The organism is Paenibacillus aquistagni, from assembly GCF_900177815.1.
Lineage (GTDB): Bacteria > Bacillota > Bacilli > Paenibacillales > Paenibacillaceae > Paenibacillus_B > Paenibacillus_B aquistagni.
This window is the reverse complement of record NZ_FXAZ01000004.1, coordinates 189,245-213,982: the sequence shown is the minus strand read 5'-3', so window position 1 is coordinate 213,982 and position 24,738 is coordinate 189,245. Positions and strand designations below refer to the sequence as shown.

19 protein-coding genes are annotated in these 24,738 nt (G+C 50.1%); 8 read left to right on the top strand and 11 right to left on the bottom strand.

Translation table 11 applies throughout. From position 1 onward, the window contains the following. Positions 1-110: 110 nt before the first annotated feature. The 5 genes from B9Y93_RS14960 to B9Y93_RS14940 form a co-directional block, all read right to left on the bottom strand. Positions 111-1,778: a DUF4091 domain-containing protein gene (locus tag B9Y93_RS14960; protein ID WP_342351864.1), complete on the bottom strand. Its 1,668-nt coding sequence runs from the start codon at positions 1,776-1,778 to the stop codon at positions 111-113. Positions 1,779-2,162: 384 nt separating this feature from the next. Further along, positions 2,163-2,768 (bottom strand): response regulator transcription factor, encoded by a 606-nt coding sequence (locus tag B9Y93_RS14955; protein WP_085495474.1) that lies wholly within the window; start codon positions 2,766-2,768, stop codon positions 2,163-2,165. Positions 2,769-2,772: 4 nt separating this feature from the next. Continuing rightward, positions 2,773-3,972, bottom strand: a complete 1,200-nt coding sequence (locus B9Y93_RS14950; RefSeq protein WP_085495472.1) for a sensor histidine kinase — start codon at positions 3,970-3,972, stop codon at positions 2,773-2,775. Beyond that, complete coding sequence (locus tag B9Y93_RS14945; RefSeq protein ID WP_176228941.1) at positions 3,973-4,713, bottom strand: ABC transporter permease; 741 nt, start codon at positions 4,711-4,713, stop codon at positions 3,973-3,975. A gap of 67 nt (positions 4,714-4,780) precedes the next feature. Next, positions 4,781-5,674, bottom strand: a complete 894-nt coding sequence (locus B9Y93_RS14940) for an ABC transporter ATP-binding protein (protein WP_085495468.1) — start codon at positions 5,672-5,674, stop codon at positions 4,781-4,783. 824 nt (positions 5,675-6,498) lie between these two features. Between B9Y93_RS14940 and B9Y93_RS14935 the strand changes: the two genes are divergently transcribed. The 7 genes from B9Y93_RS14935 to phnE (B9Y93_RS14905) all read left to right on the top strand — a co-directional run bounded on the left by B9Y93_RS14935 (position 6,499) and on the right by phnE (B9Y93_RS14905) (position 13,914). Next, positions 6,499-8,850, top strand: coding sequence for a ribonucleoside-diphosphate reductase subunit alpha (locus B9Y93_RS14935; RefSeq protein WP_085495465.1), 2,352 nt, complete (start codon positions 6,499-6,501; stop codon positions 8,848-8,850). A gap of 161 nt (positions 8,851-9,011) precedes the next feature. Beyond that, on the top strand, positions 9,012-10,058 hold the full coding sequence (locus B9Y93_RS14930) for a ribonucleotide-diphosphate reductase subunit beta (protein ID WP_370739030.1): 1,047 nt from the start codon (positions 9,012-9,014) through the stop codon (positions 10,056-10,058). Positions 10,059-10,174: 116 nt separating this feature from the next. Further along, positions 10,175-10,438, top strand: coding sequence for a YiaA/YiaB family inner membrane protein (locus B9Y93_RS14925; protein WP_085495461.1), 264 nt, complete (start codon positions 10,175-10,177; stop codon positions 10,436-10,438). Positions 10,439-10,602: 164 nt separating this feature from the next. Continuing rightward, a complete protein-coding gene (locus tag B9Y93_RS14920) occupies positions 10,603-11,517 on the top strand; it encodes a phosphate/phosphite/phosphonate ABC transporter substrate-binding protein (RefSeq protein ID WP_085495459.1) in 915 nt (304 codons plus the stop codon). Positions 11,518-11,543: 26 nt separating this feature from the next. Continuing rightward, positions 11,544-12,314, top strand: coding sequence for a phosphonate ABC transporter ATP-binding protein (gene phnC / locus B9Y93_RS14915; RefSeq protein WP_085496068.1), 771 nt, complete (start codon positions 11,544-11,546; stop codon positions 12,312-12,314). Beyond that, entirely contained in the window at positions 12,314-13,114 is an 801-nt protein-coding gene (gene phnE, locus B9Y93_RS14910; RefSeq protein WP_085495457.1) for a phosphonate ABC transporter, permease protein PhnE, read from the top strand. Before phnC ends, phnE (B9Y93_RS14910) begins: the two co-directional genes overlap by 1 nt. Continuing rightward, positions 13,111-13,914 carry a phosphonate ABC transporter, permease protein PhnE gene (gene phnE / locus B9Y93_RS14905; protein WP_085495455.1) on the top strand — a complete coding sequence of 268 codons (804 nt, stop codon included), beginning with the start codon at positions 13,111-13,113 and terminating at the stop codon, positions 13,912-13,914. The genes phnE (B9Y93_RS14910) and phnE (B9Y93_RS14905) overlap by 4 nt, the downstream gene beginning before the upstream one ends. 275 nt (positions 13,915-14,189) lie before the next feature. Here the strand turns inward: phnE (B9Y93_RS14905) and B9Y93_RS14900 are convergent, their stop codons facing one another. Continuing rightward, positions 14,190-17,489, bottom strand: coding sequence for an OmpL47-type beta-barrel domain-containing protein (locus B9Y93_RS14900; RefSeq protein ID WP_085495453.1), 3,300 nt, complete (start codon positions 17,487-17,489; stop codon positions 14,190-14,192). Between the two features lie 313 nt (positions 17,490-17,802). Between B9Y93_RS14900 and B9Y93_RS14895 the strand changes: the two genes are divergently transcribed. Further along, the gene (locus tag B9Y93_RS14895; RefSeq protein WP_217809694.1) at positions 17,803-19,470 is read left to right on the top strand and encodes a bifunctional metallophosphatase/5'-nucleotidase; all 1,668 of its coding nucleotides are present in this window, start codon (positions 17,803-17,805) and stop codon (positions 19,468-19,470) included. Positions 19,471-19,726: 256 nt separating this feature from the next. Here B9Y93_RS14895 and B9Y93_RS14890 read toward each other — a convergent pair whose 3' ends face one another. The 5 genes from B9Y93_RS14890 to B9Y93_RS14870 all read right to left on the bottom strand — a co-directional run bounded on the left by B9Y93_RS14890 (position 19,727) and on the right by B9Y93_RS14870 (position 24,662). Continuing rightward, entirely contained in the window at positions 19,727-20,917 is a 1,191-nt protein-coding gene (locus B9Y93_RS14890; protein WP_085495449.1) for a DUF4118 domain-containing protein, read from the bottom strand. 44 nt (positions 20,918-20,961) lie between these two features. Further along, positions 20,962-21,519 (bottom strand): hypothetical protein, encoded by a 558-nt coding sequence (locus B9Y93_RS14885; RefSeq protein ID WP_085495447.1) that lies wholly within the window; start codon positions 21,517-21,519, stop codon positions 20,962-20,964. 254 nt (positions 21,520-21,773) lie between these two features. Then, on the bottom strand, positions 21,774-22,805 hold the full coding sequence (locus B9Y93_RS14880; protein WP_097676153.1) for a D-alanyl-D-alanine carboxypeptidase family protein: 1,032 nt from the start codon (positions 22,803-22,805) through the stop codon (positions 21,774-21,776). An 80-nt stretch (positions 22,806-22,885) separates the two neighbouring features. Beyond that, positions 22,886-23,971 (bottom strand): sensor histidine kinase, encoded by a 1,086-nt coding sequence (locus tag B9Y93_RS14875; protein WP_085495444.1) that lies wholly within the window; start codon positions 23,969-23,971, stop codon positions 22,886-22,888. Beyond that, entirely contained in the window at positions 23,961-24,662 is a 702-nt protein-coding gene (locus tag B9Y93_RS14870; protein WP_085495442.1) for a response regulator transcription factor, read from the bottom strand. Before B9Y93_RS14870 ends, B9Y93_RS14875 begins: the two co-directional genes overlap by 11 nt. Positions 24,663-24,738: the final 76 nt, after the last annotated feature.

Sequence of the window (24,738 nt, the reverse complement as noted above, 5' to 3'; positions counted from 1 at the left end):
GCATCACTTCGCTTCTACAGAATGTTGTGGCGCAACCAACAGCACAACGGTCCCCATACATCTGTACGATGCATGGGGACCCTATTCATGCAAGCTTACTCGTATGGCGTTTATAGATGAGAATGAATACTCTGCTTAATCGCATCGTTAACGGCTTCTCTCAAGCCGAGCAGCCATGCCGCCTCGCGCGGGTAGGAGCTGAATGTTATCGGCTCATCGACCTGCTTCTCGACCAGTGCCATCGCAGCTTCTCGGCCTGCAAGCTCCTCCAGCAGCTGCAAGGCGCGCATATCTTGAAGCGCTTCACGCATCACCTTCAGGCGCAAGGAGCCAATGGGTCCATCCTCGCCCGGATAGACAAGGAAGGGGTCTCCAGATGGGAACGCACGACCCGAATCCGTAACGCGATAAGGATCAATCGCTCTCGTCGAGAACTGTGTATACCAGAAGTTGTAGCCCCAGTGCAGGAAGCCCTTCACGTTGAACTTGTACATTTGAATGCCGAGCACACGGTTGCGGGCTGAAGGCATGCAGAAGAAGCGGTTCGATACCTTCTGGCGCTGAGACACGCAGTAGTAGGTCCACAGCGGATCGACGCCATGCTCGATAAACGGCGTGATATGATCATTCGCAGGGATCGGATGCTCGACGATTCCGCGCTCATAGAAGTCAATGTTGGATAAGGCGTCGATAAAGGTGACATCATCGCCAAGTCCTTCGCGCAGTCGCTTGCTCGCGGCTTCATAGTTGCCGAGGTGCTCAAGGGAAGGCTCATCGGACACGTGGAAATAGCAGCGGTCCGCGATCTCTTTTTCTACGATATACGCTTTGAGCTGCGGTAGGAATTGAGATAGGAATTGACCATAAGCCTCACCCATCGCATCGGTATCCCAGCCAAAGATGCGCTTCTCTTCCCCATTCACAGTCGCTACAATCTTAGGCGCGTGCTTAACGCCCCACTGGGTAAACAAATGTGAAAACTCAATATAAGATACGCCTTCCTCAATGCACATATCGATCCAGCGATCAAGGCTAGAGAAGTCAAAGCCATACTGATCCTGGCCTGTCACCTCGACACCAACCAACTGAACGGTTGGGCGCTCCCCGCCGACTGCTGTATCCAGCGGCAACGTAAAGAGCGGAGTCAGAATCATATTCATGCCATGCTCTACGGCGGTGCGGACAAAGCTTCGAATCAGCTTCCAATGCTCCTCGCTCAGGGCATCCACCTTATAGTAGGTCGCCAAGCAATCGGCATGGAACCATTCGGTGTGCGTTAAGGTTTGAGCTGGCAGCTTGCTACCGATAACTTCTAATTGGAATGCCGCTGCGCCAAGCTCCTGCCCCTGCTCCTCGAAGCTAAGCTTAATCTCATACGTGCCAGGCTTCACCTGATCGTCAAGATTCACTTCAACAAAGACAGAACGCCATTGGCCTGCCATGACATCGACCTTGGCTTCAGACAGCGGGTACAGCGGATCTGGGTACAAGCCTGGAGCAGTACGCAGGCAATGCTCATCATGATCAGCATGGTTCGGCAGCTCCGAAGGCGCTAAACCTACCTCATACAGCGTGATATAAGGGGCCAGCTCAGATTGTACACGTACCGACACCCCCTTCCACAGCTGTGCGCTGCGGTAGGCAACCTGGAAGGAATAAGATTCGTCAAGCAGGGCAGAGCCCTTCACGTAGGCAGCATCCTTCAATTCTTCATCGGGAAATACCTTGGCAAGGGAAGACAGCGTCGTCGTGTCCACCTTCTGGCTCATATTCAACATGTGCATATCGCTCCTTCATTCATGAAAAAGTTGTATACATCAAGACGGGCTAAGGTGAACATGACAATTGCATGTTCAACTAGCATCGTTATTTCTCCTCTCCACTTCGACAGCTGAATAGGGAATACCTTGTGCATAATTGATTTTTTCAAACATTATTTTGATTTTATCAATCATAATGGTGAATGCAATGAAATGCAATAGTATACTTTTCCCCCTTTCGTTCATCCAATCTGCAACGATGTGAATATAAAAAAGCCAACCCGATATGTCGGGTTGACCTTAACCTCATAATCTATAAATCTCATTAATGCTTGATATCATTAATCACTAATCTTTATGCACTTTATCATACAGCTTATTGAATATATCTAGCTTCAAGCTTCAATCCAGCCAGCCCTTCTCATGGGCAATACTGATCGCTTCGATGCGAGTATTGGCTCCCAGCTTGCTGATTGCCTCCGACATATAGTTGCGGACCGTGCCATGCGATAAGAACAGCTTGCCGCTGATCTCCTGCATGGTCAGCCCTTGCGCCGCATGCTTCATTACTTCACGCTCCCGCGGAGACAGTGGGCATGGATTCTCCCACACAGCCAGAGACAGCTCCGGGCTAACGACGCGCTTTCCTGCTGCGATCTGGCGAATCGCGTCTGCCAGCTCATCGCTTGGGGTCTCCTTTAGCAAATAACCGGCAATGCCAGCAGCTACAGCCCGTTGAAAGTAACCGGGACGGGCAAAGGTCGTGAGAATCAGCACCTTGCTTGGCCACTGCTCACGGTGGATATGCTCTGCAACATCAAGCCCCGTTTTCAGCGGCATCTCAATATCCAGAATGGCAATATCCGGCTTAAGCTCTTCAATCAACGCAAGCGCGACCTCGCCATTCTCCGCCTGTCCTACAACTTCAATATCCTCTTCCAAGGATAGAAGCGTCGCAAGAGCTCCCCGAAGCAGCCCTTGGTCCTCTCCGAGCAGAATTCGTATCATAATCTTATCCTCCTTCCTGATTCCGAATTGTTCTTGGAATAGACAACCCTACCTTGAGTCCCCCACCTGAGGGAGAATGGAGCTCCAGATGTCCATCCACCAGCTGCAAACGCTGCTTAAGTCCTGCGATGCCGCTACCTCCACGATGCTGCAGGGCGGCTTGATCCATCCCTCTCCCATCATCTTCGATGTAGAGCTGCACCGAGCCGTCCTCGGTCTCAAGCTTCACCTGACAGCTCCCAGCTTGACTGTGTCTCACCACATTCGTCAGCACTTCCCTAAAGCACATCGCAAGAATGGTCTCTTGCAGCGGCGATAAAGGCAATCCCGAGCCTGGAATGTCCAAGGCTCGACTCGTTGTCTTCGCACTCTTGACCGTATCTTGTTGCCGTTCATCATATATCGAATCTTGAATGCTAAGCTCTATTCCTGCTGCTGCACACAATGCTCTTGCATGTGTGTATTCATCCGCCAGCTGTACGACTCGCATCTCAGTTACAAGCTCGCGCATTTGCTTTAAAGCTGATCTCGCCGTCTCCGTAATATCCCTTGCCTCCACCGCTGCCCGCTCAGGCGCACGCGAGATGAGCTTCTCCGTTAGCTCCCCTTTGAGCGCCAGCAAAGACAGCGTGTGCCCGAGCGTATCATGCAGCTCGCGTGCGATACGCTGACGCTCCTCCTGTTGTGCCATTCGCTCCAACTGCTCTGTTGCCGCCTTAAGCCGCTCTGCCATCACCTTATATTTGGCTGCGCTGCGAATGATGAATGGCATGATGCTCACACTAAAGAGCGGGGGCAGCAAAATAAAGAGCATCACCGCCCCCATCGTATGAAAATACGGAAGAGACGCCTTCAACGCGACGGCAGTAAAGATGATCCCGAGCCCTGTAATATAGCGAACCGACTGCTTCGCAAGGGGCGCGGACAGCAAGAAGCCGAGATACACATACACTGGATGATAGGCATAACCCAGATATAGAATAATTCCTGCCTCTATCGCCAGCAGATAAGGAATGAAGCGCGTACGATAGAACTGCTCTCTGTACAGCACCGCTAATATGACAAGCAAAATGAGCCCTGACCACAGTCTGGTCGGGGGCTCATGCAGTATAAAATACAAAGGAATGAAAAAGTTCGCCAGCGAGATATACGGTACGAAGCCTTCTTCCTTCGGAAATAGACGCCATGAGATGTTGATCTTCATTTATACCGCTTCCCGTCGATTTAATAGATAACCTGATACTATCATAAAAAGAAGGCCTGCTGTTAGCAAAATCAACCAATCAAGCATTGCAGGACTGGACCCGCCAAGCATATTCCATGCGCCATGCGCATATCGGTAGGAGGGCAGCCATTCCCCAATCTTCTGCATCCACATCGGCAGTGTGTGAAGCGGCATCCAAAGCCCGCCCATAATCGCAAGTCCCATCAGCAGCAAATTCGCTACCGCCACAGCAGCCTCTGCATTTTTGATCGTACCTAGCAAGGAGCCTACTGCCAAGAATGACAGGCTGCCTACCCATAGCCACAGGCCGCAAACAAGCCATTGTCCTAATGACAAATCCAAGTCATATACTATGCTGCCAGCGCTAAAGATCACAGCTATCGTCAAGAGATGCACGGCCATATGCGCGACCATCTTGCTGCCAATCCATACAGCGGGTGTCAGCGGCGTTAGCTTAAGCAGCGATACCCAGCCATCACGACGCTCAAACGACAGGCGAATCCCGAATTGACTCATGGCGGTGCCGATCAAGCTGAACGCCGTCATCGACATCAAGGAAAATGACGCATATTGCGTGGAAGCAATCTCTGTGCTTGCACCGTTCAAGCTGGCAAATAAAAAGTAAAAGCAAAGCGGCATAAAGATCGAAAATAAGATGAAGAAGGGGCTGCGCACGATGCGCAAGCATTCAGCTTTTGTCTGAGTAATAAACATGTTCATGATCCATTTCTCCTCTGTAATGAATTAAAATATCGTGTCCTTCCATACTGTCTGAGCTTCAGCGATCTCAACCACGCTTATGTCCCGTCAATGCGCGGAATGCATCTTCGAGCTTCGCTTGGGTCACTTCAATGTCGGATGCCCCCCATTCCGATTGCACAAGAACAGTCAGGACATGATCGGGATGATGGACATGCAGACGAACGCGTTCGCCCACTCGCTCGACCTTGTTCACCCCAGGAATGCTCATGAATTGCTCGTCCACTACCATTCTGTTCGTTCTAAACGTAATGGTTCGCAAGGCGCTCTTCGCCTTCAATTCCTGCGGCGTTCCTTCGGCAACGACCTTGCCCGCTGCCATCATGATGATATGGTCCGCAACTGCATCCGCTTCACTCAAATCATGGGTAGTCAAAATAATCGTTCTGCCCTTTGCTGCTAACGCGCGAATGGTGTCCCAGAAGCGCTCTCTTGCTTCCACATCCATGGCTACCGTAGGCTCATCCAGCAGGATAAGCTCTGGATTGCCTGCCAGACACTGTGCGAATGCAAGTCTTCTGCGCTGCCCACCTGACAAGGAAGTTGCACGCTTCTTCGCTTCCTTATGAAGTCCAGCAATATCAAGCAGCTGCTCCAAGGAAAGCGGATTGGCGTAATAGCTTCGAAACAGCTGAAGCAGCTCCGCAACCCTTAGTCCATCCGGCGCCTTCACATCCTGCATCATCGCCCCTACTCGCTGTCTTAAAGAAGCGGTTCCCGCAGGCTCGCCCAGTACGGCAATCTCGCCTGAGGTTGGACGCACCAGTCCAAGAATCATGGAGATCGCAGTTGTCTTCCCCGCTCCATTTGGGCCTAGCAGCGCCGTAATTTTTCCTTGTTCGAACGTAAAATCCATATGATCAACAGCGGCCGCGCCCCCGTACCTCTTTACGACTTGCTTGCCTTGAATTGCGATTGCCATTTTCCATCATCCTTTGCCCTATAATCATTGTTCAGCTCTTCATGTCCTCATTGTACGTTTCAGCAAACAACTCCAGTTAGTTGCCGATGTCAGAACATGCGAATGACAAATGTCAGAAAGATAATTATTCAGCATTGTGGAATTGATAAAAAAGAACCGCGGAACAGCGTTTTACTCTCATTTTTGGTCAGCGTCCGTTAACATGAAAATCACGTATCGCCTATTTACTAACCCTATATGTTGTAGTATATTTACTAAAGCTCAACTATATATTGAATTCCACTAACCCGCACCACGCCGCCATTCGACTTTTCAATGCGTTAATGCTTGTCGCTTTTTATCCCTATGGCTGACGACATCACCCACGATTTCATCATCATTTTTTATGACACATACAGACCATTGTTCAATCCTGCAAATATCCCTTATACACACGAGCTAGCAGCACATACCTCGCTTCGCCATAACAACAAAACCAACAACTCCTGCAGGTATGTCTACATACCCTGCCTCAAATACACACAAGCTGAAGCCCAGCATGCCTACCAAGAAGCCTATACGCTTATGCTTACAAGCTCTCTTCCCTGCATGGCAAAACTGCATCACTCTTAATGATGTATTCGAACAGTGAATAACACCAATCACCGATGGGAAATGGGAATGCATCTGAATTCAATCCCGTTTCTTAAAGCGGTTAGCGTTTTGCAGGCAAGAAGAGAAGGATAAGCCTTTATAGCGTCATCACCTTTATGTTTGTGTTCATTTGATCAGGACAGAGAAGATTTGTATCAGGGACGTTTCATATTAAGAGGAGGAACCGATTCATGTTTACAACCACCCATACGGTGCACACGGTGCTTAAGCCAAATAACCGCTCCCTAGCGTTTGATGCAGACCGGATCATGAAGTATGCGGAGCGTATCATGGAGGACTTCCCGCATCTCAATCGGGAGAAGTGGCTGCGAGGCGTGCTCTCCAAGCTGCGCCAGAGCACGGTGCAGGCAGCCGAGATTACGCAAGCCTGCATCATGACTTCCCTTGAGCTCATTACTCGTGAAGAGCCGGACTGGAAGTTCGTTGCAGCACGCTCCTTGCTCACGAAGCTTTACAAGGAAGCGGCGATCCATCGCAACTATAAAGCATACCCGGACAAACCCTATGGGGATTTCTACAAGCTAATCCGAGCGCTTGTCGATCTGGGCGTATACCGTGAGGAGCTGCTTGAGGCGTACACGGAGGATCACATTCGTGAGCTTGGCGCCGCTATTGAACCTAACTGTGATGAGCTGTTCGATTATATCGGCCTGCTCACCTTGAGCGAGCGCTACTTGGCAGCTGACTTCGAAGCTCGCACGATGGAGCTCCCGCAAGAGCGCTACATGGTTATCGCCATGTATCTGATGCACAAGGAGCCTGCCAATAGGCGCGTGCAGCTGGCAAAGGAAGCCTACTGGGCGATGAGCAACTTGTACATGACCGCTGCTACTCCGACCATGGCGAATGCCGGCAAGAAGGTGGCTGGACAGCTGTCCAGCTGCTTCATCGATACGGTGGATGACTCCTTGGAAGGAATCTTTGATTCCAACACGGACGTGGCTCGCCTATCCAAGATGGGCGGGGGCATCGGGGTCTACCTTGGCAAGATTCGTGCCCGCGGCTCCGATATCCGCGGCCACAAAAATACAAGCTCTGGCGTGATCCCTTGGATTCGCCAATTGAATAATACAGCAGTGAGCGTAGACCAGTTAGGTACACGCAAAGGCGCCATCGCGGTATATTTGGATGTATTCCACAAAGACATCCTGTCCTTCCTTGATCTGAAGCTCAACAACGGAGACGAGCGCATGCGAGCGCACGACATTTTCCACGGCATCTGCATTCCGGACTTGTTCATGGAAGCCGTAGAGTCACGCGAGGATTGGCATCTGTTCTGTCCGCACGAGGTGAAGAAGACTATGGGCTGGACGGACAGCAATGGACGCTCGCTTGGGTTGGAAGACTTCTATGATGAAGAGTTCGGCCAAGGGCTATTCCGCGAGAAGTATAAGGAGGCGGTGATGAATCCCCTGCTGACGCGCATTACACTGCCGGCCATTGATATTATGAAGCGCGTACTGAAGTCCCAGCTGGAGACCGGTACTCCGTATATGTTCTACAAGGATTCTGCCAATCGCATGAACCCGAACAAAGCACATGGCGTCATCTTCTGCTCGAATCTGTGCACAGAGATTATGCAGAACCAATCGCCTACGGTTGTTGAACAAGAGCAGCTCGTGACACAAGACGGACAGACCCGCATTGTGATAAGCAAGGTGCCCGGGGACTTCGTCGTATGCAACCTGAATTCCATCCATTTGGCGCGTGCTGTGCGTGCAGATGTGCTGGATCGTCTTGTGCCTATTCAAGTGCGCATGCTCGATAACGTAATCGACATTAACAACATCGAGGTGCTGCAAGCGCAGTATACGAATCAGCGCTACCGCGCCATCGGGCTTGGCTCATTCGGGCTTCACCATCTCCTAGCTCTGGAAGGCATTCCATGGGAATCCGATATGGCAGTCGCTTATAACGACAACTTGTACGAGAGGATCAGCTACTTGGCGATCAAATCCAGCATGGAGCTTGCCAAGGAAAAAGGAGCGTATTCGCTCTTTGAAGGCTCCGATTGGGAAACGGGCCGCTACTTCGAGCAGCGTAGTTATACGACTTACGATCGCAAAGGCGAGTTTGTTACCACGGAGCAGTGGCAGGAGCTTGCTGAGCTCGTAAGAAAAAATGGGATGCGCAATGCATGGCTCATGGCGGTGGCGCCAAATAGCTCGACCTCCATCATTGCGGGCTCCACTGCCAGCATTGACCCTGTTTACGAGCTGTTGAGCTATGAGGAGAAGACGTCTTACAAGATTGCGAACCCTGCTCCAGACTTGTCTGATAAGACCTTGTGGTACTACAAGACCGCCTTCCGCCTCGATCAGCACTGGTCCATCAAGATGGCGGCTGCTCGCCAGCGCCACCTGGATCAGGGGCAAAGCTTCAACTTGTATGTCCGTCCCGATATTCGCGCTGTAGATTTCCTTGCCCTTCATATCCATGCGTGGAGAGCCGGACTGAAGTCCACGTACTATGTACGCAGCCAAGCTCTGACCGTAGAAGAATGCGAAGCCTGCAGTTCCTAATCGAGATCCAGATGTGCTCTATCTTATCGATGCCATCACATCAACAGGCACAGGCAGGCTTATGATCCGTCATCAATAGTCTTGCTGCCTGTCTTGCCATTGGAACAGCCCTGCGCAGGTCATAGACGGCTTATTTATAGAAAGGACGTGACCTCATGACAATGCTTCATCCATCACTTAATCGTCAGCTTATCTTCAATACCGACGCCCCAAACAAATCGACGCGCATCATTCTTGGCGAATGCTCGGGCATTTTGAACTGGGATGACATTCGCATGCCGCACATGTACAAATTGTACAAGGTGCTGCTCTTGAACCATTGGATCGCCGACGAGATTCCAATGGCTAAGGATGCGCAGCAGTTCTCGCTGCTTGAGCAGGAGGAGCGAAAGGCATTCAAGATCAACATCTCCCTGCTGGCCGTGCTTGATTCCATGCAAACGATGTTTGTCGGGGACGTGAAGCAATATTTTACCGATTCCTCCTTGGAGGCGATCTCTGCCATCATCGCTCAGCAGGAGGTTGTCCATAACCAATCCTATTCCTATGTGCTCTCCTCTCTTGTCTCGGATCAAGAGCAAAAAGAGATCTTTGAATATTGGAAGCATGACAAGGTGCTCTTGGAGCGCAACCGGTTTATCGCGGATATCTATCAACAATTCCGTGATCATGCAGCGCCGCAAACCTTTTTCCAAGCACTTGTGGCGGATTTAATTCTGGAAGGGATCTTTTTTTACAGTACGTTTGCCTTCTTCTACAATTTGGCACGCGACCAGAAGATGATGGGCACCAGCCAGATGATCTCCTACATTCAGCGTGATGAGAATCAGCATTGCTACTTCTTCGGCGAGGTGTTCAAGCAATTGCTCGTGGACTTCCCCGAGCTGAATACGAGCGAGAACATGAAGTACGTGTATGACACGATCCATCGCGCGGTTGAGCTTGAGACCAACTGGGCGCATTACACGCTGCAGAACATCAAAGGCATTGATCTACGCGAGCTCGCCGATTATATCAAGCACATTGCCAATCGCCGCCTGGGCATGATGGGTCTCGACAAAGCCTACGAAGGCGTAGATGTGAACTGCATGCCTTGGATCAAGCCATTCTCTGACGAGGCGCTCAACGCAACGAAGACAGACTTCTTTGAAGCGAAGTCCCGCAACTATGGCAAGGTCGGGGACGACAACGGCTTTGACGAACTGTAGACAGCAGGAGATTGAAGCGCTCTAGGCTTCATTTTCCTTTTTTCATCAAAATTAATGCGGTATTACTTTCCAATTTAAGGTATAATGAGCTCATTACCTTGGGGAGGGAATGTTGGATGAAGCCTCGTAGAAGAAATACGCCTGCCTACACCTTTATGGCGTGGGCATCCTTTTCAGCCTGCTGCATCATTTTTGGCATCAGCGTATTCAATGCAGACTGGGCGCTCATGGAGAAGGGGCTGTATGTGGTATTGTTTTTATGGATGATTTCCGCGTGCTTTACCCTGCAAAAAGTTGTTCGCGACAACGCGGAGGATGAGTATGATTACCCCAAAGCGCGTGAGGATCATGAAACCAAAGCAGCCAGATTAACAGAGTAGCTTCATTGTGAGGGCCTCTTCCATGCGGGAAGGGGTCTTCTTTATTGCTTGGAAAGCCAGAAGTTGCCAATCCTGTCTTTGAAAATTATCCCTCTTGTTTGGCTCTAAAACTTTTAATCCTCGAATAAATAATAGTAAGAACTCATTTCGAGGAGGTCCAAAGCATGACTATGCGCCAAGCATTCATTCTGCTTCTGTGCGTTCCCCTGCTATTGTTAAGCGCTTGCAGCTCAAGCAAAGATACGTCCAAGCCTTATGAACCGGAATCATTGACGGTGCAGTTCATTCCCTCTCAGAACGCGGACACCCTTGAAGCAAAGGCCAAGCCGCTCGAGAAGCTGCTCACCGAGCGACTTGGCATTGCTGTCAAAGTGAGCATCTCTACTGATTACAACACCATCATTGAAGCGATGGCATCCAAGAAGGTCGATGTCGGCTTCCTGCCGCCGTCGGCTTATGTGCTGGCGAAGGAAAAGGGAGCCGCTGAGGTTATTCTTCAAGCCCAGCGTTACGGCGTTCAAGACGAGACAGGCGAGCCGACTGATGAGAAGGTCGATTTCTACAAAGCCATGATCATTGTAAAGAAGGATTCGGATATCCAGAAGGTTAGCGAACTTAAAGGGAAAAAAATCGCCTATCAGAATGTAACCTCCTCAGCCGGCTATGTATGGCCGGCAGGCAAGCTGCTGGAGGAAGGCGTTGATCCATTGAAAGATGTCACGCCCATTACGTTAAAAGGTCATGACCAAGCTGTGCTGGCTGTATTGAATGGGGACGTTGACGCAGCTGCGATCTTCCAAGATGCCCGCAATGTCGTCAAAAAGGATTATCCGGACGTCTTCGAGGAGACGCGAGTGCTCAGCTATACTGAGAAAATCCCTAATGATACGATCGCCGTGCGTTCAGATATGAGCAAGGAGTGGATCGAGAAGCTCCAGCAGGCCTTTATCGATATCGGCAATGATCCGGATGGGCATGCGATCATCAAAGATATCTATACGCATGAAGGCTATGTGAAGTCCGAAGACAGCGTGTTTGATATCGTGCGCGAGTACGGGGAAAAGGTAAAAACGCAATGACACATCATCGGCCCGAGAATGCTGCGATGATCAAGCTGACGAACGTGTCTAAAGTGTATCCGAACCAGACGAAAGGACTGCAGCAGATTCATTTATCAATCGATCAAGGGGAATTCGTGGCCGTGGTGGGACTGTCAGGCGCAGGCAAATCCACGCTGCTTCGCGCCATCAACCGGCTTCATGATATTACCGAAGGCGATATTGAGATTCATGGCGCATCCATTACACGAGCAGAAGGCAGGCAGCTAAGAATGCTCCGACGAGACATTGGCATGATTTTTCAAGGCTTCAATCTGGTGAAGCGATCCTCTGTGCTGCGCAATGTATTGGCTGGAAGGGTTGGACACCATGGCACGCTGCGCACCATTCTGGGCTTGTTCCCCAAGCAGGATGTGGACCTCGCCTTCGAGGCGCTGGCGCGCGTCAACCTGATCGAGAAGGCGTACGCTCGCGCTGACGAGCTGTCTGGCGGGCAGCAGCAGCGCGTCGCCATCGCCCGTGTGCTGGCCCAAGAAGCGAAGATCATTCTGGCTGATGAGCCAGTCGCCTCCCTTGATCCACTCACGACCAAGCAGGTGATGGATGATCTGCTGCACATTAATCAGGAGCTGAAGATTACAACGATCATTAATCTGCATGATATTGATCTGGCTAGAGCTTATGCCACACGCATTATCGGCCTTCGAGCGGGGGAGATCGTATTTGATGGGCCGGTGGAAGAAGCGACAGACGAGCGCTTTACCGAGATCTATGGGCGGACCTTAAGAGCGGAAAGCGTGCAGGAGATTAATGCTTAATGGCTGATCCGAAGCTCTCCCTATCGGCGGCAAGGCCGACTCCCCCAAGCCGCATGAAGCATTACTTTACCTTGATCCTGCTGCTTGTCTTGATCTGGCTCAGCGCCCGCGGTACAGATTCTTCTCTGCAAGAGCTCGTTCAGGGCTTCCCGAACATGCTGGAGCTGCTTCGCGAGATGTTCCCGCCAAAGTGGAGCTATCTGGACAATATCCTGCCTGCCATGCTGGAAACGATAAGGATGGCACTGATCGGGACGACATTTGGCGCTGTACTCGCCATTCCGATGGCTCTGCTATGTGCGAGCAACCTGACAAGACTCAAGTGGGTGCATTACCCGTTTCGCTTCTTATTGAACCTTATTCGCACGATACCCGATTTGCTGTTAGCCGCCATCTTCGTTGCCATCTTTGGCCTTGGCCCCGTGCCTGGCATTCTGGCGCTTAGCGTCTTCTCGCTTGGGCTTATCGCGAAGCTCACCTATGAAGCCTTGGAGGCGATTGATCAAGGCCCTTTGGAAGCGCTAACGTCTACAGGAGGCAATTGGATTCAGATCATTGTGTACAGTGTCATTCCTCAGATTCAAGCCCACTTCATGAGCTTTACGCTGTACACCTTTGAAATCAATATTCGCGCCGCAGCCATTCTAGGGCTTGTCGGAGCAGGCGGCATCGGTCATTATTACGAGGTCACCCTCGGCCTGCTGGAATATGAGAAGACCTCCATGATCATTTTATTTACCTTGGCCCTTGTTATCTGCATTGATGTTATCAGTATGAAGCTTAGGGAGAAGTTGCTATGACACCATCGTGGAAGTCTATAGTTGCTAAGCCGAAGCCTAAGAAGAGCCGCTGGCTTCTTGTTATTGCGCTGTTCCTGCTTTATGTCTGGGCATTCATGGGCATCCCCTACTCCGGACTGAAGGACACCGCGCTTCAGGTTACCCGTTCGATTGCTGAAGGGCTGTTCTCACCAGACTGGGATTATGTGTATTTGCCGGATGGAGAGGATCTGCTGAGAGGGCTGCTCAGCACACTGTATATCTCGATTCTAGGCACAGTGATCTCAACCCTTCTCTCGATCCCGCTCGCCTTTATCGCATCCGTCAATATGAGCAGCACGAAGCTGATCTCCGGTTCGGGCAAGATGCTGCTCAGCTTTATACGCACCTTTCCTGAGATCGTGATGGCGATTCTATTCATCAAGGCTGTCGGCCCTGGATCATTCGCAGGCGTTCTGGCTCTTGGCCTGCACTCCGTCGGCATGTTAGGCAAGCTGTTTACCGATGAGGTCGAGCAGATTGATAAAGGTCCAATTGAAGCGCTGACTGCTGCTGGAGCGAATCGCCTGCAGATTCTATGGTATGCCGTTCTGCCGCAGGTTCTGCCGGGCTTCCTCTCCTATACCTTATACCGCTTCGAGATCAATGTCCGCTCAGCCACCATCCTTGGCGTCATCGGCGCCGGCGGGATCGGGACGCCGCTCATCTTCGCACTCAGCACTCGTGACTGGGACCGTGTCGGCATTATCCTGCTTGGCATTATCGTGATGATCACCATCATCGATATCCTGTCAGGCGCTATACGGAAAAGACTGATCTAGAAGAAAAGCTCCGTCACGGCTGCAGATGAACTACTGTGAATCACCATTCATACCAGTTATACCAGTAATACCTTCAGCGAATACGAAAACAAAGCCACCTTGCACGCGAGAGCCGCGGGGTGGCTGTTTGCATGGCCGCAGCTTCGCCAGAGCTTCCACTTCCCTCTTTAAGATAGCCTACAAACCCGTTGGTTTCTTCCTTATTCCGATCCCAGTACACGCATCACAAAAAGGCTGCTGAGCACCTATTCCCACCCGCTCAGACAGCCCTTCATTTACGAGTTGACTTGTACCTTGACGATCTCACTGGATGCTGCGCCTGCTGCATTGATCAGCTCGACGCGATACTCATAGATGCCTTTTTCGCGGCCGCTGATGTCAAAGCGAGCCTGCTGAGCACTTGGCGTGTTCGCTTGCAGTTCTTTCGTCTCAATCAGCTGACCGTTCTCATACAATCTAGCTTCGCTGCCATTAGTGCCCCACCACATATTCATCGTGAGCGTGTATTGTCCATTGCCGTCCCAATTATTGTGTGACAGCGCCGGCTTCCCTGGAGCAGCATCCTTGACGACAACCGTTAATGCATCAGAAGCAGTCTTTCCTTTCGCATTAATCAGCTCCGCTGTGTATACATATGTCCCGTTCGCTTTGCCTTGAATATCCACCTTAGTCATCTGTGCAGATGGAGTAGCATCCGTAAGCGGTGCGCTGTAGATCTCAATGCCATTCTCATACAGCTTGAACAGTGAGCCATTATTGCCCCACCACATATTCATCGTAATGGTGTAGCTGCCGTTGGCGAGTCCAGAATGTCCGTTGTTGCTGGACAATACCGGCTTGCCGGGTGCTCCTTTGGCGAGAGTATCAGAGACAACTTTGAAGACTGCTGTTTGCGCTGTGCGATGACCTGCTGCGTCCGTCACCTCATACTGCAGGGTATGTTCGCCAAGACCAAGCTCGCTCCCCGCAAGAACACTGCCGCTTGCAAAGGATTCCCCATTCAACAAGAGAAGCTCAGATACAACACCTGAGCCTTCATCAGAGCTTACAAGCTTAACCTGTATACGATCCGACAGCTGCAGATCGTGTACGGGCTGGTCGGCAAAGGTAAGCGCAGCAGCAGGGGCTACGGTATCAAGCATTAATTCCACAGCGTGCGCTTTTTCCGTATTGCCAGAAGCGTCTTTAGAATAATACCGGAGGAGGGACACGCCCTCCTCCGCGATGGTCACTGGTCCGGTATATGCTACATCCTGGCCTTGATTCAAAGCATAATAGGTAGCCACTTCCTCACCATCATCATAAGCGGTGAGTGTCACCTTGATCGGCTGGTTGAACCATCCGCTCGAAGTCGGGGATGGTTCAAAAGCCGCAGTTGTTGTTGGCGCCGTCGTGTCTTGCACGAGGGCGAAATCGCTAAGCCCTCTTGGCTTCAGCTGATACGTTCCCTTGAAGATAGAAGCTGCGCCCTGCACATTGATGACTTGGCCATTCTGATAAGGGAACGACTGAAGATCAACACCTGTGCGCACATCTACTCGAATCCGCGTGCTTTGGGTACCCTTTACCGCATCGAATTCGAGCGAACCGCTTGGCGCTGCACTTGCAATATTTTGGATAGTCATCCCAGCAAGCGAGACAAGCTGTCCTTGATTGCTCGCATTTACAGTATCCGCAGACACCGCTGCTGGAAGGGCGCCTGTGCCTGTCTTCTCGATCGCAACGAGATCAGCTACTTCAAGCTCTGTATTGTATACGATAAGAGGCGCTGTGATCTTTACAACATCGCCTTGGTGATAGCCGCTCTGAGTCTGGAAGACGTAGATGCCGCCTGTCTCATCCTGAAGATAGAAGCCTTGTGCGCCATAAATGCCAGGCTCTGTCGTGATAACACCTTCAAGGGTAACCAAGGTACCCTCTGCCTTGGTACGTGCTTCTGCAATAGAGATCTTAGCTGGGTTTGGATTCGGAATTCCAGGAAGCGGTTCTGCCGGCACATTGCCGACCGACACGCTAGTAGTCAGGATGTTGCTGTTGCTGCCGTTCGTATTTTGTCTAAGCCTCAAGCTTGCTGCGCCAGAAGTTCCCGGTTTCATGCGAACCGTCAGATCCTTATATGCAATGCCTTGTGCATTGGATGTCACACTGATTGGCGTGCTGTAGCCATAGGATGCCGGCCATGTTCCGCCATCATTTTGAATCTTTGCGACCTGCGTGCCGCCTGTTAGATAAATGCCTGCATTAAGGCCAGATACCGTGGTGTTTGGAGGAAGGTTCTGTAGAAGGACTCGAATCTGGAAATCTTCTGCATTTGGCAGTATAGACTGATGTACGAAGCTGTATGAAGGATTAACTACTGGAGCAGAGCTGCCATATGAACCTGGCTTGAATGTAGAAGCATCCCACCACTTGTAGCCTGCTGCGGGCTGGGACCACGGCTCAGGCTGCGGTTCAGTTGATGCCTGCGGAGATTCCATCGGAAGCAGAGCCGTAGGCTGATCGAGCTGCAAGCCAGGAACCTGAGACAGCGATGTGTAGCTCTCTGGCTCAGACAGCCAATTGATTAGATTCACGAGCAGCACATCATCATCTTGCTCCTTGAAGCCGTCATAAGTCGTCTTGCGGGAGCCATTCTCTTCGCGCAGATACTTCGGTGTAGCATCTTCTACCGGAGAGGAATCCCCGATGAAAGCGGCCTTGCCGGAACCAAGCTTGGATACCGCGACATAAGGCCCTTCAGCGATGCCGCCGCCATTATATACGCCTTGATCCACTGCATTCGGCCAAGCGGCATTCGTATTAGGCACATATACAATCCCTTTGGCCTTCATTGGATCAATAATGGCGAGGGTTGAGCCTGCATGCATCGCCACGGAGGAGACGCCTGTCGTAATGCCAAACGCTTGCGCTGGGGCGACGATCTGGTTCGCATTTACATCCCCAAGCGCATTATAGCGAAAGCGTACGCCGAAGTTGTCCGCCAGCCAATCAGAGCTTGCGACGCCCTGCATCGCAGCGGAATTCTTCTCATCTGTGCTCATGCCCTTCATTGGGTCTTCCCATGCGCCGCGACGATAGCCATTCATCGCCTCAGAGCCGTCCCAGCGGTTCTTGTTGCGATCGGCATTATAGTGATCTCCGATGAAGAAGATGCTGCCTCCGTTCTCCACATACTGCTTCATTGCCGCTTGCTCGGTTTGCTTGAACGGTACATTCGGCTCTGCCAGCACGAATACATCATAGTCCTGAAGATCAGCGTACGCAATCGGTCCTGCTTTGCGCAATTCTTTGACGTAGTAGCCATCGTTCGCAAGCGCTACGGCAAAGTCAGAGAACCCTCCGTCAATAACCCAATCAGCCGCACCGGCTGTCTGGCCGTGACTGTTGTCAAACAATACCTTTTTTCCTGCATTTTCATTGATGACTGTAGGATTGAGATAAGGGGCTGGATCAAGAGGACCTTCTGCATAAGCCTGCTGCCAACTGCTTGTCAAGCCAGTTTGCAACGGGATAGCCAGTGCGAGGACCATAGCGAGTTTAAGCCAATTCAACTTGAACTTTGTAAGCTTCATCATCAGTCTCCTCCCAGATATGAAAAGCGTTTTTCTACACTATCATTCTACTAGGGATATGCCCTAAATTATGATGTTGTTTTCGTAAATATCTGGAAGACGCCTGTGCATAATTGTGCAGCATTCGATCACACTATAATCAGCCAGCAAGCCTGAATCTATACTTACAGCACGATGCCCTGCTCACCTGCAGCAACCACATCCTTCCTTCGGCCCTCATCTATGCGGTCAATTTCAAATTAAGATTCAAAGCTCAATGGCAATCAGCTAACTTTTATGCGCTTAATCAATTCTATGAGACGAATGGAGGTCTATGATGAAGGGTAAAGGGCTTTCTCAAGCATTAGCCTGTATGATCATTTTTATGGGGATTGGCATCGTATATTTTGACATCCCTTCCCTATCCATAGCCTTGCCGTCGCTGGAAGCACAACGCTCGCAGCCCGTTAACAGCCAGGCTCATCGGCATGAGCCACATAACGCCACTGATCCAGGACACGCTTCTAAGCAAAGCGAACCTATTCAGCGCAGCAGCACAGCCAATAAGCTCCCGACTCTTCATCTGACCATTGCACATACCAATGATATTCATGGACATCTGATGGAGAAGCCGCATAAACAAGAAATGGGTATTGCGAAGCTGGCTTCACTCCTAAATGACCTTCGGCAGAAAAACCCCGACACGCTGCTTATCGATGCTGGCGATCTGTTTCAAGGCACCATTTATTCGAATGTGTCCCAAGGAGAAGCTGTCCCTCCGCTTGTTAATGAGCTTGGATATGCCCTTTCTGTGGCAGGCAACCATGAATTCGATTATGGCTTGGATCAGCTGCAGAAGCTTCGTTCGAGCCTGAACTTTCCGCTGATCAGCGCCAATATCGTACAGCATGATGGAAGCTTGCTGCTTGAGCCTTATCTTTTGAAAAATATAAAGGGCTATACCTTTGCCTTTGTTGGTCTCACTTCACCCGACACCTCCATTCTGGCTCATCCTGAACGCGTCAAAGGACTGACCTTCCTTGATCCTGTTCAGACAGCAAAGCAATGGGTATCGAAGCTGGAGAAGCAGGCCGATGAGATCATTATTGTCTCCCATTGCGGGATCGAGATGGATCGTCGCTTAGCCCGTCAGATTCCAGGCATTCACCTGATCATCGGGGGCCACTCCCACACAAAGCTTAATCGTCCAGAAATGGTGAATGGTGTATCCATCGTCCAGACTGGGGAGTATGGCCGCGCCTTGGGCAGTGTAGATCTTCATTACGAGCACGGCTCGCTGACTAAGATTGCAGCAAAGCTCCTTCCCTATCCGGCTGATCTTCATCCAGATCCTAAGCTGGCTGAGCAAATGACTGCCTTGCAGCAGCGTACCGATCTTGCGTTGAACGAATCGATCGCCAGCACCAGCATCCTGTTGAATGGTGAACGGGCGCGTATTCGAGCAGAAGAAACCAATCTTGGGAATTTGCTCACCGATGCCATGCTCTTGCGTATCCGAGCCCTGCCAGACCTCAGCCCTCATATCGCGCTTCTCAACAGCGGCAGTATTAGAACTAGCGTTCTCCCTGGCAGAGTATTGAAGCGAGAGCTCTATGAAGCGATTCCGTTTGATAATCTGCTGACTGTGGTGAGGCTAACAGGAAGAGAGGTGCGGGAGGTGCTCGAAATGGGAGCAAGCGAGGTGGAGAAGCAGGCTGGGAGATTTCTTCAAGTAAGCGGCGTCTCTTGTCATCTTGATCCATCGCAGCCTGTAGGTAGTCGAATATCACAACTTCGTATTCAAGGCTCCCCAGTGAAGGGTGAGTCGCTCTACCAGGTGATCGTGAATGATTACATGGCCGCAGGAGGCGATGGATATTCAATCCTTTCGAAAAAGAAGCAGCGGCCAACTGGCATCACTCTGTATGAAGCCGTCGAACAGTATATGAGACAGCTAAAGCTTATTACGTATAAGAAGGAAGGACGCATTACACAAGGGCCCTAGCCCGCTTCAATCGGAGCAGGAAGCAAATGGCAGCCAAGTCCCTCAAAAGACAAGATTCCTTCTGTTATTTGCCTCCTCTAATCCAAAAAAGGTGTCCACCCGTCTCTCAACGATTGGACACCAAATCTACAGCTTCAATATCTGGTCGTACTCAACTCAAAAACATGCGCTTGGCTTAAGGATTGTGACCATATACTTTATAGCTTCCTCAGGAGCTTATCTCAATAGCTTCTCATTAGCTATGTATCTTTATAAACTATTGAACGCCCCTCACATCGGAGTGGTCATACGCTTGAGCAAGCTTCTTCAAATCAGATACCCTTCTGTCAAGACGATCATAGCTTTGAACGAGCTGTGTGATCTGATTATGCTGAAGCTCCATGCTTCCCACTACTTCTTCGACTGCAGTCATATGCTGTTCCTTGCTGGTGGCGATGGCAACCATGGCTTTGGCGACAACTCGGTATTGCTCCTCTAGATGGGCAATCGCAATTCTCATCTGATCTGCCTGCTCATTCACTTGGTCTGTGCTATTCATGAACTCCATCATGATGGAATTGACGGTCGGCTCATCTACTGCATTGGGCACACCAGATTTACCGTTCCATCCCATAGGATTTGCCGCATTGTTCATTTGCCTTTGAAGCTTGGCAAGGATGATGGAGACCTCCTCCATCTGCTGCATCATCTCGCCAATAGACTGATCGACGGCTTGCACAGATGCCCGTATGCCCTGCAGCTCATTCGTCTCTTGCTTAATGGTGCTTGAGATCTCGACACAGGCATGCGTAACTTCCTTAGAAATATTTCTTGTCATAACCGCTCGCTCCTTCTGATCCGTACTGAACGCATTCAGTATCGTTACTGAGCTCATGATCTCATGCAGCAGCTTCCCGGCCTGTTCATTCGCTCTTTGTACCGCCTCGCTGTTCGCCATCACCTGCCGCTGCAGTCGTTCACTGAAGAGCGTGGACGCACATAACGTAATCGCTCCAAGCACAATATAGAGCATTAAATAAATGAGCGGCTCCTCTGCAAAGATGGCATCATGCAATCGTGGGTCATAAAAAGCGTATATCGTTAAAATAAAGCTGAGAATAGCGGTAAAGAGTACGGGACGATAATTGGAATAGAGCGTCATCATTCCCATGTTGATATAGATAAGCAGATAGGTGCTGAATAACGGCTGAGGATCAGAAAGCAGGAGCATGAGAATGAGTCCGGTCATGATAACAGGAACCAAATACATAATATATTCGATGGCAATGCGCCTATAAGTCAGTAATGTGGCTGCCCCGCATCCGGCTGCACCGAATGCAATCAGAACAACGAGCATCGTGCCCGTCGCACCAACCATCAAGTTCGTCAGAACACTAAGACCAATGGAAACCCACAATATCAAAACAAATAATCGATTTCTTCGATCTAGAATATGTCGATCGCTCAATGCCCTTACCCACCTTTCAACTCTTCGTTAAAGGCTTACATCTCTTAGTAAGACTCAAGCATTGTCTTCTGCTCATTTGCCAGTATCCATTTGTAGTCGTGCTTATCGCGGCGAACACGCCCTACATGAATCATCATGGGGATAACCTCGCGCCCTTTGTGCCACATTCGGCCTTGAATGGCTCGCATCGGCACCTTATAAGTTATTCGCAAGGCTCGTGCAAAGACAGGCTCCACCAACCCTACATAGTAATCTAAGAGATGCCGATCCGCATAATACACGAGGGCAGACAATATTCGGGATAAGTTCGCGCCACGGTGCTCGCTCAGCATAGCAACTTTGCTCACTTCTGCGGCCTTCTCCATAGAACCGACTAGTTCAGGCTGCTGGTGGAAGAGCGCAACCTGATTCAGCTCAAGGTTGGCTGAACGATAAGGCTTGATCTCAATAATGCCTATATATGCCTCGTCCTCATTTTGCACCAGCAGCTTGCTCGACTCGCTATCTTCTTCCATCTGCTCGTATCCCATCTCTGACCATACCTGACTCCATATTCGCTTGAATTGCGCTCGTTCTGAGGTGCTGACGGCTACCGTATACATATGATGATCCCCTCCATACATATAAACCTTATCCATGGATATATGTTCATATATAATTTTACGGTGTGCACCCTCAGCCTGTATCTACTTCTTTCTAAATTCAGTACGAAAGTCCCAGCCTCTATCCCTAAAGGCATTGATCAATAATCTGAGGTTAATAAAAAGAAAAAACGTAAAGAGATCCCATACCTTTTATCGACTTTATAGCGCTTAAATTTTAGTGCCAAAATCAAAATCTGCTTGAGATTGCGTACTCAAGCAGATTGGTCCATTTCTTCTTTTGGTTTTGTTCGATTAAATCCATAATCAAGCAGCATATGGGAGTCTGTCCATACTTCAAGCTCAGTGGAATGCAGAACGACCGCTATGATCTGCTCATCGTCTCGTTCAGCTGAGGATACAAGGCAATAGCCCGCTTGATCCGTAAAGCCTGTCTTAATTCCGATAGCGCCTTCATAATAATAGCCGCTGTCTTCTTGAAGAAGCTTGTTGCGATTCACGACCGTCATCGCATGGCTGCTTGCCGCTTGCCCTTCACTTAGAGAGGCTCGCTTCTCGGTCACGATCTGGCGAAATCCCTCGTGCTTCATTGCTTCTAGCGCAAGTACAGCAAGATCTCTCGCTGTCGTGTAGTGCTTGGGGTCATGCATACCGTGCGGATTCGTAAAGTGGGTATGATCCATGCCTAGCTCTTTCGCTCTATCATTCATCATCTGAACAAACACATTATAGGCCTCTCCTCTAGTCGAGCCCGCTTGCGCATGCTGCATGCCTACCTGCACGGCTATCGTACGTGCTGCATCATTGCCTGAAGGCAGCATCATAGCTGTAATCAGCTCTCGCCAGGTAAGCAGCTGTCCCTCAACGAGTCCTGCCCTGCTCTCTTCCGATCCGGTCCATTCCACCTCAGAGCCAACCCTTATAAGCGAATTCGCATCCATCGCATCCAAAGCGATTAGAGCTGTCATCATCTTAGTCGTACTCGCCATAGGGAGCTCTTCTTGATCGTTTTTATAAAATATCGTCTCTCCTGTCTTGCCATTAATGACAATCGCAGCCTCTGCTTCAATCTTTGTTGCCGCAAAGGCATGATCATTCGAATGGAGCTGAAGGCGCTCTACCGTCATGGCGTAGAGCGTCCTTATTGGGAAGTCCATCGCCTGCATGATCCACAGCAGTCCGCAGCCGATCATAAGCACCCCTGCTGCTATGCGGAGCTTTCGCATGCCGCGCCGCTTCATTGGCTTCGCCTTCGTTGATGTATGTTGAATGGATTCGCTCATCATTGTCACCTATCCCCTGTGCCTTGTGATAACCCTAGTTTAGACGGATAGGTTTAACGATTTCTTGCGAAATTCTTAAGAAATTATGAGGATTGAGGAAGCTTTACGCGAAAGGTTGTGCTAAGTTCATCACTGTCAGCCTCGATCCTGCCATCATGCAGCTCAACAATAGCCTTCGCTATCGCTAAACCAAGACCAGAACCGCTCACCTCATCATTTCTTGATTTGTCCACTCGATAAAAGCGATCAAAGACATGCGGGAGATCCTGCAGCGGTATCGGTTCCCCATAGTTCGTCACCTCAATCTCCAGTTCATGCTTCCGGTCATGAAGCTGTAATTCCACAACACCGCCATCACGACCATATTTCATCGCGTTAGACAACAAATTCTCGAGCACCCTGACCAGCTTCAATGAGTCTCCCAGCACATATAGCGGGTAAGCCACATTTTCCATTCGCAGTTCAAGAGCAGCAGACTCCATCGGATAACGGTAATGAACATACAGCTGTCCTACCAGTTCAGTCATGTTTACCTGCTGGCGATGAAGCTGCATCCTGCCGCTCATTCGCGTATATTCGAACAAATCCTCGATCATCAAATGCAGCCGCTGAGATTTTTCATACGCTATGCACGTATAATGGCGAAGCTCTACCTCATCTCGATACTTGTCCTGCTCAATCAAGCCCAAATAGCCAATAATGGACGTAAGCGGGGTCCGAAGATCATGGGAGACATTTGTAATCAGCTCGTTCTTCGTCTGTTCTGCAAGCCGCTCCTCTTGAATCGAGGTTTGCAGCTGCGACACCATCATATTAATATGATGCTCCAGACTGCCAAGCTCATCTTCTGCGCTCACCTTACAGCGACGATCCAGATTGCCGCCAGCAATATCCTTAACAGCAGTTGTCAATTGCTCTAGACGCTTCGTAAATCGGTTCATGAAAAGAAGATAGAACACCACAAACAAAAGCATCACGAGCAGTGCCAGATCCACGACTGGATTGGTGCTGTAATAGAGGGTGCGCATCAGACTGTTAAACATAGGAAATAAATCAAGTGAATACATCCAGTTCAGCAAAAAAAACAGCGCATACGTTACGACCATCGATAACCCGATGCTCATCAGCATCATATAGAGCATTTTCCATTTTATGCTTTTAATCCACATCAATCTTGTAGCCAACCCCCCATACCGTTTGAATGAGAGGCTGCCCCAGCTTATGAAGCTTATCCCGCAGCTTGCTGATGTGCGCGGCTATTGTGTTATGTGCCCCTTGAAAAGGCTCCTTCCACACCCGCTCATACAGATCCTCTGCTGGAAACACACGCCCCGGAGATTCTGCCAGCGTGGTCAGAATATCGAACTCAATGGAGGTTAAATGCACAGCCGTCCCCGCTACCTTTACCGTATGCAGCTCTTTATTAATCTCCAGTTCACCTAATGAGAGCACATGATCCATTTGCCTGTGTCCTTCGCTTCTCAAGCGGTCGTTCAACTGATAAGTCCGCCTTAAGAGCGACTTCACCCTCGCCATCAGCTCCAGTGGATTAAATGGCTTGGTCATATAATCATCCGCCCCTGTCATTAAGCCCAGGATCTTATCCATATCCTCCGTCTTCGCGCTAAGCATAAGAATGGGGATGGCCTGCGACTCACGTATGACCCGAGTAACCACAAACCCGTCAACCTTCGGCATCATAATATCTAAGACCACAAGGTCATAGTGGTTGCTTCGCAGAAGCTGCAGCGCTTCCTCGCCATCGTAAGCCACTTCACATTCATATCCCTCATTGTCGATATAAATCCGGATCAAGTTCGCAATTTCACGGTCGTCATCTACAATCAATAGTCGGGTCAATTGTCGTCTACTCCTTTCATGCCAAGTCTCTTTTACCGGCACTGCGGTCTTCTCATAAGGTGCAATCTTCTTCCCT